Origin of the sequence: Streptomyces sp. Je 1-4 4N24 (assembly GCF_026239515.1) — a bacterium.
Taxonomy (GTDB): Bacteria; Actinomycetota; Actinomycetes; order Streptomycetales; family Streptomycetaceae; genus Streptomyces; species Streptomyces nigrescens.
This window is the reverse complement of the sequence record NZ_CP110836.1, coordinates 848,580-863,376: the sequence shown is the minus strand read 5'-3', so window position 1 is coordinate 863,376 and position 14,797 is coordinate 848,580. Positions and strand designations below refer to the sequence as shown.

The following is a 14,797-nucleotide window of genomic DNA, read 5'->3' as shown; positions in this document are numbered from 1 at the left end:
CACCGATGAGCCGCGCAGCGCTGCTCGTCCTCGCCGACGGCCGGTTCCCCGCCGGCGGGCACGCCCACTCGGGCGGCGCCGAACCGGCCGTCGCCGCGGGACGGATCAAGGACGCCGCCACCCTGGAGGCCTTCTGCCGGGGCCGGCTGCACACCGCGGGCCTGGTCGCCGCGGGGCTCGCCGCCGCGGCCGCGGCCGGCCACGACCCGCTCCTTCTGGACGACGCCGCCGACGCCCGTACGCCCGTACCGGCGCTGCGGCAGGTCGCCCGGCGGCTCGGCCGGCAGATGATGCGGGCCGCTCGCGCCACCTGGCCGAGCGCCGCACTCGATGCGCTCGCGGTGGCCCGTCCCCGCGGCGCCCACCAGCCCGTCGTCCTGGGCCTGGCCGCCCGCTCCGCCGGTCTGCCGCCGCTCGATGCCGCATACGCCGTGGCCTACGAGAACATCAGCGGCCCGGCGACCGCGGCGGTCCGGCTGCTGAGCCTGGACCCCTTCGACGCCACCGCCGTGCTCGCCCGCCTCACCGCCGACCTCGACCGGGTCGCGGAACGGGGCGCCGACGCCGCACGGCGGGTCGCCGCCGAAGGAGTCGACGCACTGCCCGCCGCCTCCGCGCCACTGCTGGACATCACCGCACAGCAGCACGCCGCCTGGCCGGTACGCCTTTTCGCCTCCTGACCCGCCGGCCCTCGCACAGGGCCCCCTGCACCACCCGCCCGCGGCCGCACCCACCACCGGAGTGACCATGCATCTCGACCACAAGGACACCTTCCCCGAGCGCTACACCTACAGCGCCCCGGCCCCCGTACGGAAGGGCTCGGCAGCCAAGGGCCGGAAAGAGAGCCGAGGCGGAGCGCAGCGGAGCGGAACCCGCCGTGCCCTGCGCATCGGGCTCGGCGGCCCGGTCGGCACCGGCAAGACCGCCACCGTCGCCGCGCTCTGCCGCGCACTGCGCGACGAGCTGTCCATCGCCGTCGTCACCAACGACATCTACACCCGCGAGGACGCCGAATTCCTGCTCCGCGAGGCCGTCCTGCCCGCCGAACGGATCTCCGCCGTCGAGACCGGCGCCTGCCCGCACACCGCCATCCGCGACGACATCTCCGCCAACCTCGAAGCCGTCGAAGACCTGGAGGACGCGGTCGGCCCCCTCGACCTGGTCCTGGTCGAATCCGGCGGCGACAACCTCACCGCGACCTTCTCCAAGGGCCTGGTCGACGCCCAGATCTTCGTCATCGACGTCGCCGGCGGTGATGACATCCCCCGCAAGGGCGGCCCCGGCGTCACCACCTCCGACCTCCTCGTCATCAACAAGACCGACCTCGCCCCCCATGTCGGCGTCGACCTCGAAGGCATGGCCCGCGACGCCAAGAACCAACGCGGCGACCTCCCCGTCGCCTTCACCGCACTGAAGTCGGAGAACGGCGTCCAGCCCGTGACGGAATGGGTCCGCGGGCGCCTCGCCGACTGGACCGCGGGCCCGGCATGACCCTCGCGCTCCCCACGCCGGCGGTGCCGCCGCAGACCGTCGCCGCCGCGGTCGCCGGTCTGCGCGCCACCGCCCGCATCGTCGCGCGGGCCGATCAGGGGGGAGGCACCACCCGGCTGCCCGTCCTCGACGGCGACGGCCCGTTCGCACTGCGCCGGGTCCGCGGGTGCGGCCGGCAGGCCCGGGTCTGCATCGTGGGTGCCATGAGCGCCCCTCTCGGCGGCGACCGGCTGGCTATCGAAGCCACCGCCGAGGCGGGCACCGCACTGCACCTGACGACCGCCGCCGCGACCGTCGCGCTGCCCGGCCGCACGGCCGACCACGCCACCTACGACGTGCGGTTGACGGTCGGCGACGGTGCCCGGCTCGACTGGCTGCCCGAACCGCTGATCTCCGCGGCCGGCAGCGCCCTGCGGATGACCACCACCGTCGAACTGGCCCCCACCGCACATCTGGTACTCCGCGAGGAACAGGTCCTGGGACGCAGCGGCGAGGAGACCGGCGCGCTGCGCAGCCGGCTCGTCGTCCGCCGGGCCGGCCGGACCCTGCTCGACCAGGAGACGGCGTACGGGCCCAAAGCCCCCGGCTGGGACACCTCGGCCGTCCTGGACGGACACCGTGCCCTCGGCCAACTCCTCGTCGTCAAGCCGGAGTTCGAGCAGAGCCCGGTCGAGGTGCGGCTGCTGGGCGCCGCGGCGGGGAAGCGGTCCGACGGCGGAGCGGGACAGGGAGTGCTGGCACCGCTCGCCGGTCCCGCGGCCCTGGCCACGGCCGTCGCCCCGGACGCGCTACGGCTGCGGCGCCTCCTGGACGAGGCCGTCCGGAGCGCCGCCGCCGAGTGACGGAGGCGGCTCCGCTCAGACCTCCAGCTCGGCCTCCAGCCGGGCGAGACGGTGCCGCGCCAGCGCGAGATTGGCGCGCTTGCGGTCCAGCACCAGGTAGAGGAAGAGCCCACTGCCGTTCTTGCCCGACACCGGGCGGATGATGTGGTACTGCGAGGTCAGGGTGATGAGCATGTCCTCAATGGAGCCCTGGAGTTCCAGCATCTCCATGGTGCGCATCTTGGCGCGTACGACATCGGTGTTGCCGGCCGCCGCGATATTGAGGTCCAGTGCCTGGTTGTCGCCCAGGGTGGCCAGTGCCATCCCGCTGGTGTAGTCGACCAGGGCGACGCCGACCGCGCCCTCGATGGTCGACATCGCGTCGGAGAGAGCGGATTCCATTTGAGCCATGAGGGGTCAGACCTTTCGATTCCTTGACGGTGTTTCCGGGGTTCCCGAGTTTCTGCGTTCGGGAGGGAATGTGGGGGTGGGCTCTTGTCGGGTGTGTGCTCCTAGCGGTGGGGCGCCGCGTCCACGAGGGCGCCGATCCGTTCCGCGGCCTTCCGGGCCTGCAGATGGAGCCGGCCCACATTGGTGTCCGTGCCGGCCACGGCCGTCAGGACGGCTCGGCGTCCGGCCGAATAGGCGGCTATGTAGCCGCCCGCACCGCGGGTCAGGGATTCCTCGAAGGCGCCCTGCCCGGTGGCCTCGGTGAGGCGTTTGGCGACGCCGATCGCGGCCGCGGTGAGTGCGGCCAGACCGTCCGGTTCGAGGTCCGGCAGATCGTGGGCGATCACCATGCCGTCCACGCTCGCCACCATCCCGCCCTGGAAATGGCGTACTTGGTCGCGCAACGTGTGCAATTCATCCCGTATCCGGGGTTCGATCGTCATCAGTCTCCTTTTCCGGGCGCGCTTTCCGATGACGCGCCTCATGGGGTGCACGGTCTTCGTGCGCAAGGGCTCACAGGTTCTCCTCCAGTGCCGTACGCAGTCGGACGAGGAGGGCAATATCCGGATCGGCGGTGTCGAGGAGGTCCGGAACCGGTAGTTGCCAGGTCGCGGTGGGGCGCCCTCCGGCGGGGGCGGGCTGCCCGTCCAGGCAGGCGCCGGGCCGGCGCCGGGGGAGTGCCGTCGGAGCCGGGGGCAGCTGGACGAGGCCGGCGGCGGCGAGGCGGCGGATGTCGAGGAGGGTCGCGAACGCGGACTGTCCGAGCAGACGGGCCAGTTCATGCGGGGTGTGCCGGCCGTCGGCACGGTCGAGCAGCCGTCTTTGCCGGCCCGTGGTGGGGGCCGCGGTGCGCGGGCGGACGGGTATGACGGGGGAGGAGTCGACCGCCGCCCAGGGGTGGAGCTGGTCGAGCAGGGCCCGGCGGTGGGCCGTCGCCTGCTGGAGTGCACTGGCACTGATGGTCCGTACGACACCCAGCCAGTGCGCGGTCCCCGGGGTGAAGGAGGTGGCCTCGGGCGGCAGGGGAAGGGCGAAGAACGCCGCGTCGAGGAGGGCGGCGAGATGGCATATCTCCAGTTCGCTCTGGGTCAACCAGCCCTCGCTGACCAGGAATTGGGCGCCCCGCTGCTCCCGTCCCGCCCGCTCGGCGGCGTACTGCCAGCCCTGCGGCGGCACCTTCCCGGCCGCCATGAGGCGGATGTCGAGACCGGGCGCCGCGCTGCCCTCGACGCAGTAGACCGCGCCGTCGAGAAGGTAGAAACAGCCGTGCGGGCCGTGCAGGGCGCCGGTGACCCGCTCGGCGGCGCACCGGTCGAGCAGCCCGGCCGGGGTGGGCGGGGGAGGGGATATGGGCAGGCCCATGGCTGGTTCCTTTGGCGTTCGTGCGGTGTGGCGGAGCGCGTTCTCAGGACGCGACCAGCTCCGCCGCCAGATCGCGCAGCCGGAGCCGGGCGACGGCGAGATTGGCCTGGGTGCGGTCCAGCCAGAGGTAGAGATAGGTCTGGCTGTCGAAGGCCGTGTGCACAAAACGGATGAGGTGGTAGCTGGCCTCGGCCGTGATGATCAGGTCTTCGAGGGCCGGGCCGCCGGCGCCCGAGGTGTCGAAGGTGGCATTGCGTGCCACGGCCTGGACCACTTCGGCGGTGTCGGCGGCGGCCGCGTCATGATCGCCGTGCGGCGCCCGCCCCGCCGTGCCGAGTGTCAGACCACTGGTCCAGTCGATCAGTCCGGCGCCCAGAACGCCCGGAATCCCCATTGCCTGGGACAACACCTGATCGATACCCGGCACTTCGGATCTCCTTCGCGACGGCTCTGACAGCGCGAAAACGCCGAAGCCCTCCCGTGGCAGTGAGTGGGAGAGCCTTCACGGAAGGTTACTGAAGCTGTGCGGCTGGCACATGCCTGTGGAGCAGGTCTACGGCAATTGACGTATTCTCGCCCCTCCGTGCCCTCTTGGCGGCCATTGCGCCGTGCCGCACTCCACAGGTCGCTCGTGGTCCTGCGCTCCCCACCGAGTGGCCCGGCCTGCTGGTTTGTCGTCTGCCGGCCGTCAACTGCCTTAAGTCCGGACCAAGTTGAGGATGTCACCGATGGGGCCCGGGTGGCGAGGAAGCACGTGTCTTGGGCCGGAGTCCTTGGCCGGAATGGTGGGGTTCCCCTGCGAGGTCCGGCCGTTCGTCCGCAGTTCGGCGGCGCCGGTGCCCGCGCCGCCGACGGAGCGAACTCGTCCGTAAGGCGCCGCCGAGTGGCCGTTTCCGAGCCCCGGCGGGCAACCGGCACGGCAAGAAACCTACAGGTTGGTAAAGAAGTGCGGGTCAAACCTGTTCAAGAGGGGACGGCGCACGACAGGATCCCTCCGTAAGCCTGTGATCAACGCCGCCACCAGTGGCACACCATGCAGGGGGAATTGACCACGTGAGAAAAACAGCAGCGCTCGGCGCCGCCGGAACTCTGGTGTCCGGAGCGCTTCTCGCCGGAGCGATAACTGCCACGCCCGCCCAGGCGGGTGAGCAGCACCAGCGCGGTTCGGCCGAAGCGCGCGGTGTGGCGACCGCCGCCGCACGCGCGGCCAAGAAGGGCATCGACTGGCAGGACTGCCCCGCGGACTGGGGCCTCAAGTCGCCGGTCCAGTGCGGCTATGTCACCGTCCCGGTCGACTACGCCAAGCCGAACGGCCGCACCATCAAGATCGCCGTCGACCGTGCCCTCAGCACCGGCGGCAAGAAGCAGCGACAGGGCTCCCTCCTCTACAACCCCGGTGGTCCCGGCGGCTCGGGCATGAAGTTCCCGACCCGCATCACCACCAAGAACGCGCTCTGGGCCAAGACCGCCAAGGCTTATGACTTCGTGGGCTTCGACCCCCGGGGCGTGGGCCACTCCGCGGCGATCTCCTGCATGGACCCGCAGGAGTTCGTCAAGGCGCCCAAGGCCGACCCGGTGCCGGACAGCGAGGCCGACAAGCGCGCCCAGCGCAAGCTCGCCAAGCAGTACGCCGACGGCTGCGCCGAGCGCAGCGGCAGCCTGCTGCCGCACATGACGACCCCGAACACCGCCCGCGACATCGATGTGATCCGTGCCGCGCTCGGTGAGAAGAAGCTCAACTACCTGGGCGTCTCCTACGGCACCTACCTGGGCGCGGTCTATGCGACGCTCTTCCCCGGGCACGTCCGCAGGATGCTCGTCGACAGCGTCGTCGACCCCTCCCGTGAGAAGGTCTGGTACCAGGCCAACCTCGACCAGGACATCGCCTTCGAGACTCGTTGGGGCGACTGGAAGAAGTGGGTCGCCAAGAACGACGCCACGTACCACATCGGGGACACCCCCAAGAAGGTCCAGGCGGCGTGGGAGAAGCTGCGGGCGACCGCCAAGAAGAAGCCCATCGGGGGCGTTGTCGGCCCCGCCGAGCTGACCGGTTTCTTCCAGAACGCGCCGTACTACGACTCCATGTGGGCCTCGGTCGCCGAGGTCTGGAGCGCGTACCTCGCCGGTGACAGCAAGCCGCTGGTGCAGAACGCCGGTCCGGACCTCAAGGACACCGCGGGCAACATCGCCGCGGAGAACGGCAACGCCGTCTACACGGCCGTCGAGTGCACCGACGCCAAGTGGCCCACCAGCTGGAAGAAGTGGGACCGCGACAACACCCGCATCCACCAGCGGGCACCGTTCATGACCTGGTCCAACGCCTGGATGAACCTGCCCTGTGCCACCTGGCCCGTCAAGCAGCAGCAGCCGGTCGACGTCAAGACCGGCAAGGGTCTGCCGAACGTGCTGATCGTGCAGAGCGTCCGCGACGCGGCCACCCCGTACGGCGGCGCGGTCGAGCTGCACCGTCGCCTCAAGGGCTCCCGCCTGATCACCGAGCGGGACGCCGGATCGCACGGTGTCACCGGCCAGGTCAACCCCTGCATCAACGACCGGGTCGACGCGTACTTCCTGACCGGGAAGACCGACGCCAAGGACGTGACCTGCGCCCCGCACGCCACGCCCAAGCCGTCCACGACGAAGGCCCTCCTGGGCGCCGTGGACCTTCCTGCCGTGCGCTGATGACGGCATGAAAGGTGCCGGCACCGCATGACGGACGGCACGCAGGGGCGGCCGGGACCTCTCCCGGCCGCCCCTGTCGTCGTCTCAGCCGCTCTCGTCGTTCACACCGGAGAACACCGCGGAGAAGGCGGCCCTGGTGGGGGAGTCCTCCCGGCGGTCCAGCACGGCGAACACGATCCGGTCGAACCAGCCGGAGAACGGTCCGCCGGGCAGCAGCGCCGCCGCGAACGCCCCTGCCACCTCGGCCGGTTCATTGCGGAAGACCCCGCAGCCCCAGGCGCCGAGCACCAGCTGCCGGTGCCCGCCGGCCGCCGCGACCTCCAGCACCCGCTCCGCACGCACCGCCAGCGCCGCCGCCACCCGTCCCGTCTCGGCCGGCCGCTGCCGTGCGATCACCCCGGCGTTCGGTGCGGCGGCCGTCAAGAAGCCCGCCTCGTACGGCACTTCGAGCAGCTTGCCGCGGTCGTCGCGGAACACCGGCACACCGGGGGAGAGGAGCACCCGGTCGCTGTAGAACGGGCTGGGATCGGCGCGATGGGCGGCATAGAAGTCCGGGGCCTCGCGCACACAGGTGTAGAGCGCCGACCCACGGCACAGCGCCTCCTCCTGGGCCTGAGCGCCGTTGAGATAGCCGCCGCCGGGATTGCGCGCGGAGGCGAAATTCAGCACGGCGAGCGGCCCCGCACCCGATTCGGCCAGCCGCCGCCCGGCCGTGAGACTGCCTTCCCCCGTCACCTCGAACACCGTGCGCACACCGGGCGACGGCCCTGCCACGGCGACCGGCTCAGGGCCGTACAGCCGGGTTCCGGACCGCGCCCGTCCGACCGCCGCCGCGATCTCCACCAGCCGTCCGCTCGGGGCGCGGTACGCACCCGCCGCGACGATCCGCTCCGTCTCCTGTGCCATCCCACGCAATCGGGCGCTCATCGTCGGCACCCCCGTATCCGCTGCTTCATAGCGATCAAGGTACGGGCCGCCCGCGCACCCCGCGAACGGATATCGCCGCCCGCCGCGGTTCTCAGCGCTTCCCGCCCCGCTCCGCCAGCCACCGGTCCTCGGCCGCGTACCCGAACAGCTTCTCGTCCGGGTAGAAGCCGGCCATCCTCGGGAACAGCTCCCACCAGTCCCGCCCCTTGACCTGGTCGGCCAGCCAGGCCACCGTCGCGGGCAGCGACTCCTCGTACGTCGTCACCGCGCGATAGCCCAGCTCGCGCTCTGCCGCGGTCATGTCGTAGACCAGGGGATGCGGGACCGACCACGGGGTGTCGCCGACGTCGGACGACGGCGGGGCACCGTCCACGCGCACGACCTCGCTCTCCGGCGCGCCCATCGCCGCATCCACCGCCGCCGAGATCTCCGCCACCGTCGGCGCCTGCGGATCGGCCGCGTTGAGCACCCGCGAGCCCGGCCGGCGGGCCGCCAGCCGGACCAGCTCCGCGAGGTTGTCGACATGCACCGGATGGAAACGGCTGCTGCCGCCGTAGGCGAGCACCCGCACCCGGCGCCCGTCCAGCACCCGCTTGACGAAGTACAGCTCACGGGGCAGCGGACTGTACGGGCCGTGCACGGCGCAGGCCCGCAGCAGCGTCACCGGCAGCCGGTCGCCCTGCGCCAGCAGCGCCCGTTCCAGGGCGGCCTTGCGGGTGCCGTAGTCCTCGTCACCGGGCGGCACGGTCGGCTGGGTCTCGGGAACGGGCAGCGGATAGACGGGGGAGCCGTCCGGTTCATCCATCGTCGCGAAGCTGCGCCCGCGGTCGTCCGCGTACACCGCGCACGAGGAGATCACCACGGCCGACCCGATCCGGTCCGCCAGGGCCGTCAGCTGCTTCGCGTGCGCGGCGCCGTACGCCACGCAGTCCAGCAGTACGTCACAGCCCTCGCCGATCAGCCCGGCCAGTGCGCTGTCGTCCTCCCGGTCCACCGCCACCGAGCGGACTTCCTCGGGCCAGGAGGCGTCGCGCGCGCCGTGCCGGGACGCGGCCCGCACCTCCCAGCCGTCCCGCGCCAGGGCCCGCACCGCCGCGCGCCCGATCTGCCCACTCGCCCCGATCACCACTGCAGTGCCTGAAGTCATGGCGGGACCCTACGAGCCGCCGGACGGCAGCCGCCTGACGGTTCGCCCACGGCGCAAGACGCTCCCCCGGAAGCCGGAAGCCGGAAGCCGGAAGCCGGGCCCGGGTCGGCCGCTCAGCGCGCGGGCCCTTTCCCGCTCCCGTGCCCCCGCCGCCCCTGTGCCCGCCCCTGTGCCCGCGCCTGTGCCTGCGCCTCGGCCTTGGCCTCGCCCGCGTACGTATCGACGTACTCCTGCCCGGACAGGGTGAGGATCGCATACATGATCTCGTCGGTGACGGCACGCAGCACGGTGCGTTCGTCCTCCAGCCCCGCATAGCGCGAGAAGTCCAGTGGCGCGCCGAAGCGGATGGTGATCCGCATGGCGCGCGGCAGCCGCCGGCCCGTCGGCTGCGCCTCGAACGTGCCGATCATCGCGCACGGCACCACCGGCACTCCCGCGATGAGGGCCATCGCGGCGACGCCGGTACGACCCTTGTAGAGCCGCCCGTCGTGCGAGCGGGTGCCCTCCGGGTAGATGCCCAGCAACCGGCCCTTGTGCAGGACGGCGAGCCCCGAGGAGAGCGCCGCCTGCGAGGCCCGGCCGCCGGACCGGTCGACCGGAATCTGCCCGACGCCCCGGAAGAACGCCGCGGTCAGCCGCCCCTTCAGACCGGGTCCGGTGAAGTACTCGGCCTTGGCCAGGAACGTCACCCGGCGCGGCACGATCGCCGGCATCACGAAGTGATCGGCGAACGACAGATGGTTGCTCGCGATGATGGCCCCGCCCTCCTCCGGCACATGGCCGAGCCCCTCGATCCGCGGCCGGAACACCAGCCGCAGCAGGGGCCCGAGAAGGAGGTACTTCAGTACCTGATAGAGCACGGCGCAGCTCCCTGTTCCGTCGGCCCGCCTGGGCGGCTACCTCGCACCGGGTCATGAGCGGGCCCGGAGGCGGCCAGTGAGTTTATGGGCAAGTGCCGCCGCGGGTAACCACCTTGGGCCGGATCGATGCTTACCCTTTCCGGTACCCAGCGGCCACGCGGGATCCCCGCTGATCGCCGCACACCGGATGCGCTGGTCGGTCGGCGCGCCGGCTGCTCCGGCGGCGCGAGGCGTAGGACGCCCGGGACACCACACGCACGCACCCGGCATCATCGCGCGGCTTGTTACCTTTCGGTATCCGCTTTGGCATCCGCGGACAACTTTCAACTCGCCCTGAACAGAGGCGGATTGGCGCACCGTACTGTCCGGCAAGCGAGCCTGACCCCACGGGCCGGGCCGAGGACAGGAGCCATAGATGTCCCGAAAGAGAACAGTTGGCCGACGTCAGAAGATCATCATCTGTGTCAGTGCCGCGGCACTGGTCGGCGGCATTGCCATCGCCACCACGGGCACCAGCCAGGCGTCGGCGGCATGCGACGGGCTGGCCACCGCGCTGAGCAACAATCAGAAGTTCATCGCCGACCAGCAGGCCAAGCCGGACGCGCAGTCGGCGGCGCGGATCGCCAACCGGCAAGCCGTGATCAAGGAGATCCAGGCGAAGCAGAAGGCCGCCGGCTGCTCCGCGGACGGGGGTGCGGCCGCGGGCGCTCCGCCGGCGGACGAGCCACCCGCCGACGGCGCAGGGTCCGCGTCTCAGGCGCCGCCCGGATCGGCACAGCCACCCGCGTCGGACGACCCGCCCGCGTCCGACGACTCGTCCGCCTCCGCCGCCCCGCCGGCCGGCGACGGCGATGTGGTGTGCCCCGGCTCGACGGTGACCCTCTCCGGCGAGGGCGGCGCACCCGCGGCGTCCAGTGGCGAGTTCCCCACCGGGACCAAACTGAAGGTGACCAACCTGGACAACAACAAGTCGACGACGGTCTCCGTCACGTCCACATCGGGCAGCTGTGTGCTGCTGAACAACGCGGCCTTCGAGGAGGTACGTGAAGAGGGCAAGAACCTGATCCGGCGCGCCCGCATCGAGCGCGTGGGGTAACTCCGGTCCGGTGGCCGGCAGCGGAGCCGCCTCCTCCGCTGCCGGCCACCCTGTCTCCTGGGCGGCATCCGCAGGCCGTACGGGCGACCTCACGGCGTGGCCGCTTGTCCCGCCGGGTCGCGGCGAGATGCCCTGGGGCCGCCGGGCGCCGCGTGACCCTGTCGGGCTCCGGCATGTGATCCCACCGAGCGTTCCCAGGAGACCACGATGCCCGTGAGCCGTCGACGCCGATCCGTCCGTGCCACCCTGCCCGCCACTGTGCTTGCCACCCTGTCCGCCGCCCTGCTCTGCGCCGGTCCGGCCGGCGCCGATGAGCCGCCGTCCGGCGATCAGGGCCTGCAGCTCACCGTGTCCGGAGCGGCCAACACCTGGGTCCGGGGGGTCCGGCTCAGCTGCCCGGACATCCACCGCAGACATCCGCACGCGGGCGCCGCCTGTGACGCGCTGACCTGGGCCCGCGGGGATCTGGACGCGCTGCCCGGCGAGCCGCACAACTGCACCAGGGAGTTCGACCCGGTCACCGTCACCGCGACCGGCACCTGGCGCGGTGTCCCGGTCAACTGGCGCAAGGAGTACCCCAACGCCTGCACGATGGACTCCGCCACCGGGCCCGTCTTCCGCTTCTGAACGGCGCCCCGCGCCGACGGGATCAGACCGGCCGCGCGGCCACCACCCCGATCGTCACCAGCGCCAGCACCACCCAGGAGAACCAGACCCAGCCATTGGCGCCCAGCGCCACGGTGTAGGCGGTCGCCACCACCAGCCCGCCCACCGTGCACACGGCCATCGTCCTCGCAGATCCGGGCATACCCGCACCCTCCTCACGGCGGCCCGTACGCCGGCGAACGACGCGGGCCGCGGCCATGGGACCATCGTCCCCGGCCGCGGCCCGTACCGCCAGATGTCGACCGCCGTCACTGCCCCCGTGCGTTGAGCGAGGCGAGGTAGGCGTTGTAGTCGGCCAGATCCTTGTCGCCGTTGCGGTCGGCGGCCCGGTCCGCGCGCTGCGACTGACGCTCCTCGGACTTGTACCACTGGAAGACCAGGGCGATCAGCACCACCACGGACGGGATCTCGCTGAAGGCCCAGGCGATGCCGCCGGCGGCCGTCTGGTCGGACAGCGCGTCGATCCCGAGCGAGGCGGGCGGGTTCAGGAAGGTGTGGACCATCGGCTCCGAGGCCATCATCAGCGCGATGCCGAAGAACGCGTGGAACGGCATGCCCGCGAACAGCTCCAGCATCCGCATCACATAGCCCGGCCGGTGCGGGCCCGGGTCGACGCCCATGATCGGCCAGAAGAACACCAGGCCCACCGCGAGGAAGTGCACCATCATCCCGATGTGCCCGGCCCGGGACTCCATCAGGAAGTCGAACAGCGGCGAGAAGTAGAGCGCGTAGAGGCTCGCGATGAACAGCGGGATGGTGAACGCCGGGTGCGTGATGATCCGCATGTAGCGGCTGTGCAGCAGCGCCACCAGCAGTTCGCGCGGTCCCTTACGGCCGCGCCCGGCGGCCGGCAGGGCGCGCAGCGCCAGCGTCACCGGCGCCCCGAGCAGCAGCAGGATCGGCGAGAGCATGCTGATGACCATGTGCTGGACCATGTGCACGCTGAACATCGCCATGCCGTAGTCATTGAGCCGGGTGCACATCACCAGGGCCACCGACAGGAGGCCCAGGGCCCAGGCGACGGTCCGGCCCACCGGCCAGGCGTCTCCCCGGCGCCGCAGCCGGATCACCGCCCAGCCGTACAGCCCGAGCCCCAGCAGACAGCCGACGAGAAAGACCGGATCACCACCGAACTCCAGGCCCCTCCCCAGCGTGAACGGCGGCAGATCCATGTTCATGCCGTCCATGCCGTGCCCGCTGTGATCCATCCGCTCGCTCCTGATTCGTACCGATACTCCGGCGACAAGACTAGAACCGCCCCCGGCCACGGGAGCGGCCGGGGGCGGTTCGTGCAGCGCGGAACTATCGCGCCGGGGCCAGTGAGGTCACAGCACGCACTCGGCCTCGTCGTAGCGCTCCGCGGGCACCGTCTTGAGCGTCTCCACGGCCTCGGCCAGCGGCACCAGCGTGATGTCGGTGCCGCGCAGCGCCGTCATCATCCCGAAGTCGCCCCGGTGCGCGGCCTCGACGGCGTGCCAGCCGAAGCGGGTGGCGAGCACCCGGTCGTACGCGGTCGGGGTGCCGCCGCGCTGGACGTGCCCGAGGATGACCGGACGCGCCTCCTTGCCGAGCCGGTTCTCCAGCTCCACGGACAGCTGCCGGGCGACGCCGGCGAACCGCTCGTGGCCGTACATGTCCTTGCCGCCGATGTCGAAGGTCATGGTGCCCTCGCGCGGCTTGGCGCCCTCGGCGACCACCACGATGGCGAACTTCTTGCCGGCCTCGAAGCGCTCGGAGACCCGCGCGGTGAGCTCGTCGATGTCGAAGGGCCGCTCCGGCACCACGATCGCGTGCGCACCGGCCGCCATCCCCGAGTGCAGCGCGATCCAGCCGGTGTGCCGCCCCATCACCTCGACGATCATCACCCGCTGGTGCGACTCGGCGGTGGTCTTGAGCCGGTCCAGCGCCTCGGTGGCGACCCCCACCGCGGTGTCGAAGCCGAACGTCACATCCGTGACCGCGATGTCGTTGTCGATGGTCTTCGGGACGCCCACGATCGGCAGCCCGGCGTCCGACAGCAGCCGCGCCGCCTTCAGCGTGCCCTCGCCGCCGATCGGGATGATCGCGTCCAGGCCCAGCTCGGCGACATGGCCGCGGGCCCGCTCCACACCGTCCCGCAGATGCGCGGGCTGCACCCGCGACGACCCGAGGATGGTGCCGCCGCGCGCCAGGATGCCGCCGACGGCATCGAGGTCGAGCTTGCGGTAATCGCACTCCAGCAGGCCCTTCCAGCCATCGCGGAAGCCGATCACCTCATCGCCGTGATCAGCGGTGGCGCGGTGGACGACGGACCGGATGACGGCGTTCAGTCCGGGGCAGTCGCCGCCGGAGGTGAGGACACCAATACGCATTGCTCGAAAAACCTCTGCAGCTCAACCGGGGGCCCGGACCCCGTCGTCCGGTTGGATCCCGCTCACCCTACAAGCGCGGGGCCGCCGGGAACACGTACGCCCGCAGTGCGGACTGCGGGCGTACGGAATGCCGGCAATTCGGGCGCAGAGCGAATATCCGCAAACCGCCCGAAAGGCGAATCAACCGGTATCAAGCGGGCTGGGTCGCCGCGGCGATCCGCTCCTGGCGCAGCGCCTCGTACCAGGTGTCGTCCACCGGAGGCAGCGCATTGACATCGAGCGCCAGCTTGATCAGCAGGTCGGCGATGTGCGGATTGCGCGCCATCACCGGGCCGTGCATGTACGTACCGAAGACGGTGTCGTTCCACGCGCCCTCGTAGCCGTCGCCGACACCGTTGCCCTTGCCGAAGCGCACCTTGGCGAACGGCCGGGCGGTCTTGCCCAGGTGTGTCACGCCCTGGTGGTTCTCGAAGCCGGTCAGCGGCGGCAGCCCCAACTGCGGGTCGATATCGGCGAGTACGTCGCCGACGCAGCGCTCGGCCTCGCCGCGGGTGCTCACCACGTCCAGCAGCCCCAGGCCCTGCTGCCGCTCCCCGAGGTCATTGATGAACTCATGGCCCAGGATCTGGTAGCCGGCGCACACCGAGAACACGATCGCGCCGTTGGAGACCGCCCGGCTCAGCCCGCCGTCGCGGATCAGCCGCTCGGAGGCCAGCCGCTGCGGCCGGTCCTCACCGCCGCCGATCAGGTAGATGTCACCGGAGGTGGGGATCTGCTGGTCGGACCGTACGTCCAGACGCTGGACGTCCAGTCCGCGCTGGCGCGCCCGCCGCTCCACCACCAGGGCGTTCCCCTGGTCGCCGTACGTGCTCAGCAGGTCCGGGTAGATCCACACCAGACGCAGGCTGTTGTCACTCATGCTCGCTCGTCCTTGTCCGCGCATC

Annotated in this window: 17 protein-coding genes; 6 read left to right on the top strand and 11 right to left on the bottom strand. The window is 71.5% G+C overall.

Annotation, left to right across the window (positions count from 1 at the left end):
• Window positions 1-5 precede the first annotated feature (5 nt).
• The 3 genes from SLV14N_RS03445 (at window position 6) to SLV14N_RS03435 (ending at window position 2,333) form a co-directional block, all read left to right on the top strand.
• Window positions 6-680: an urease accessory protein UreF gene (locus SLV14N_RS03445; protein WP_208679672.1), complete on the top strand. Its 675-nt coding sequence runs from the start codon at window positions 6-8 to the stop codon at window positions 678-680.
• A 67-nt stretch (window positions 681-747) separates the two neighbouring features.
• Window positions 748-1,491, top strand: a complete 744-nt coding sequence (gene ureG, locus SLV14N_RS03440; RefSeq protein ID WP_263267964.1) for an urease accessory protein UreG — start codon at window positions 748-750, stop codon at window positions 1,489-1,491.
• Window positions 1,488-2,333 carry an urease accessory protein UreD gene (locus SLV14N_RS03435; protein WP_263267962.1) on the top strand — a complete coding sequence of 282 codons (846 nt, stop codon included), beginning with the start codon at window positions 1,488-1,490 and terminating at the stop codon, window positions 2,331-2,333. The genes ureG and SLV14N_RS03435 overlap by 4 nt, the downstream gene beginning before the upstream one ends.
• Window positions 2,334-2,348: 15 nt before the next feature.
• On the opposite strand, the gene SLV14N_RS03430 is transcribed toward SLV14N_RS03435, so the two are convergent.
• The 4 genes from SLV14N_RS03430 to SLV14N_RS03415 form a co-directional block, all read right to left on the bottom strand.
• A complete protein-coding gene (locus SLV14N_RS03430; RefSeq protein ID WP_208679669.1) occupies window positions 2,349-2,723 on the bottom strand; it encodes a hypothetical protein in 375 nt (124 codons plus the stop codon).
• 101 nt (window positions 2,724-2,824) lie between these two features.
• The gene (locus SLV14N_RS03425) at window positions 2,825-3,205 is read right to left on the bottom strand and encodes a roadblock/LC7 domain-containing protein (protein ID WP_263267961.1); all 381 of its coding nucleotides are present in this window, start codon (window positions 3,203-3,205) and stop codon (window positions 2,825-2,827) included.
• Window positions 3,206-3,275: 70 nt separating this feature from the next.
• On the bottom strand, window positions 3,276-4,124 hold the full coding sequence (locus SLV14N_RS03420) for a hypothetical protein (protein WP_263267960.1): 849 nt from the start codon (window positions 4,122-4,124) through the stop codon (window positions 3,276-3,278).
• A gap of 43 nt (window positions 4,125-4,167) precedes the next feature.
• The gene (locus tag SLV14N_RS03415) at window positions 4,168-4,551 is read right to left on the bottom strand and encodes a hypothetical protein (RefSeq protein ID WP_208679666.1); all 384 of its coding nucleotides are present in this window, start codon (window positions 4,549-4,551) and stop codon (window positions 4,168-4,170) included.
• 626 nt (window positions 4,552-5,177) lie between these two features.
• Here SLV14N_RS03415 and SLV14N_RS03410 point away from each other — a divergent pair.
• Window positions 5,178-6,806: an alpha/beta hydrolase gene (locus SLV14N_RS03410; protein ID WP_263267958.1), complete on the top strand. Its 1,629-nt coding sequence runs from the start codon at window positions 5,178-5,180 to the stop codon at window positions 6,804-6,806.
• 84 nt (window positions 6,807-6,890) lie between these two features.
• Here the strand turns inward: SLV14N_RS03410 and SLV14N_RS03405 are convergent, their stop codons facing one another.
• The 3 genes from SLV14N_RS03405 to SLV14N_RS03395 form a co-directional block, all read right to left on the bottom strand.
• Entirely contained in the window at window positions 6,891-7,733 is an 843-nt protein-coding gene (locus SLV14N_RS03405; RefSeq protein WP_263267957.1) for a TIGR02452 family protein, read from the bottom strand.
• Between the two features lie 91 nt (window positions 7,734-7,824).
• The gene (locus SLV14N_RS03400; protein WP_263267956.1) at window positions 7,825-8,880 is read right to left on the bottom strand and encodes an NAD(P)-dependent oxidoreductase; all 1,056 of its coding nucleotides are present in this window, start codon (window positions 8,878-8,880) and stop codon (window positions 7,825-7,827) included.
• Window positions 8,881-8,993: 113 nt separating this feature from the next.
• Window positions 8,994-9,740 carry a 1-acyl-sn-glycerol-3-phosphate acyltransferase gene (locus tag SLV14N_RS03395; RefSeq protein WP_263267954.1) on the bottom strand — a complete coding sequence of 249 codons (747 nt, stop codon included), beginning with the start codon at window positions 9,738-9,740 and terminating at the stop codon, window positions 8,994-8,996.
• Window positions 9,741-10,155: 415 nt separating this feature from the next.
• On the opposite strand from SLV14N_RS03395, the gene SLV14N_RS03390 reads away from it, so the two are divergent.
• Both SLV14N_RS03390 and SLV14N_RS03385 read left to right on the top strand, forming a co-directional pair.
• Entirely contained in the window at window positions 10,156-10,836 is a 681-nt protein-coding gene (locus SLV14N_RS03390) for a hypothetical protein (protein ID WP_208679662.1), read from the top strand.
• A 207-nt stretch (window positions 10,837-11,043) separates the two neighbouring features.
• Window positions 11,044-11,463, top strand: a complete 420-nt coding sequence (locus SLV14N_RS03385; RefSeq protein WP_208679661.1) for an SSI family serine proteinase inhibitor — start codon at window positions 11,044-11,046, stop codon at window positions 11,461-11,463.
• Between the two features lie 22 nt (window positions 11,464-11,485).
• Here the strand turns inward: SLV14N_RS03385 and SLV14N_RS03380 are convergent, their stop codons facing one another.
• The 4 genes from SLV14N_RS03380 to SLV14N_RS03365 form a co-directional block, all read right to left on the bottom strand.
• On the bottom strand, window positions 11,486-11,644 hold the full coding sequence (locus tag SLV14N_RS03380) for a hypothetical protein (protein WP_026170157.1): 159 nt from the start codon (window positions 11,642-11,644) through the stop codon (window positions 11,486-11,488).
• A 106-nt stretch (window positions 11,645-11,750) separates the two neighbouring features.
• Window positions 11,751-12,710 (bottom strand): cytochrome c oxidase assembly protein, encoded by a 960-nt coding sequence (locus SLV14N_RS03375; protein WP_208679660.1) that lies wholly within the window; start codon window positions 12,708-12,710, stop codon window positions 11,751-11,753.
• Between the two features lie 117 nt (window positions 12,711-12,827).
• Window positions 12,828-13,853: a 6-phosphofructokinase gene (locus tag SLV14N_RS03370; protein WP_208679659.1), complete on the bottom strand. Its 1,026-nt coding sequence runs from the start codon at window positions 13,851-13,853 to the stop codon at window positions 12,828-12,830.
• Between the two features lie 190 nt (window positions 13,854-14,043).
• Window positions 14,044-14,772, bottom strand: coding sequence for a type 1 glutamine amidotransferase (locus SLV14N_RS03365; RefSeq protein WP_208679658.1), 729 nt, complete (start codon window positions 14,770-14,772; stop codon window positions 14,044-14,046).
• Window positions 14,773-14,797: the final 25 nt, after the last annotated feature.

Bases quoted from the DNA above. Each gene is read 5' to 3' on its own strand.
- SLV14N_RS03445 (WP_208679672.1), top strand. From the start codon at position 6: ATGAGCCGCGCAGCGCTGCTCGTCCTCGCCGACGGCCGGTTCCCCGCC.
- ureG (WP_263267964.1), top strand. From the start codon at position 748: ATGCATCTCGACCACAAGGACACCTTCCCCGAGCGCTACACCTACAGC.
- SLV14N_RS03435 (WP_263267962.1), top strand. From the start codon at position 1,488: ATGACCCTCGCGCTCCCCACGCCGGCGGTGCCGCCGCAGACCGTCGCC.
- SLV14N_RS03430 (WP_208679669.1), bottom strand. From the start codon at position 2,723: ATGGCTCAAATGGAATCCGCTCTCTCCGACGCGATGTCGACCATCGAG.
- SLV14N_RS03425 (WP_263267961.1), bottom strand. From the start codon at position 3,205: ATGACGATCGAACCCCGGATACGGGATGAATTGCACACGTTGCGCGAC.
- SLV14N_RS03420 (WP_263267960.1), bottom strand. From the start codon at position 4,124: ATGGGCCTGCCCATATCCCCTCCCCCGCCCACCCCGGCCGGGCTGCTC.
- SLV14N_RS03405 (WP_263267957.1), bottom strand. From the start codon at position 7,733: ATGAGCGCCCGATTGCGTGGGATGGCACAGGAGACGGAGCGGATCGTC.
- SLV14N_RS03400 (WP_263267956.1), bottom strand. From the start codon at position 8,880: ATGACTTCAGGCACTGCAGTGGTGATCGGGGCGAGTGGGCAGATCGGG.
- SLV14N_RS03390 (WP_208679662.1), top strand. From the start codon at position 10,156: ATGTCCCGAAAGAGAACAGTTGGCCGACGTCAGAAGATCATCATCTGT.
- SLV14N_RS03385 (WP_208679661.1), top strand. From the start codon at position 11,044: ATGCCCGTGAGCCGTCGACGCCGATCCGTCCGTGCCACCCTGCCCGCC.
- SLV14N_RS03380 (WP_026170157.1), bottom strand. From the start codon at position 11,644: ATGCCCGGATCTGCGAGGACGATGGCCGTGTGCACGGTGGGCGGGCTG.
- SLV14N_RS03375 (WP_208679660.1), bottom strand. From the start codon at position 12,710: ATGGATCACAGCGGGCACGGCATGGACGGCATGAACATGGATCTGCCG.
- SLV14N_RS03370 (WP_208679659.1), bottom strand. From the start codon at position 13,853: ATGCGTATTGGTGTCCTCACCTCCGGCGGCGACTGCCCCGGACTGAAC.
- SLV14N_RS03365 (WP_208679658.1), bottom strand. From the start codon at position 14,772: ATGAGTGACAACAGCCTGCGTCTGGTGTGGATCTACCCGGACCTGCTG.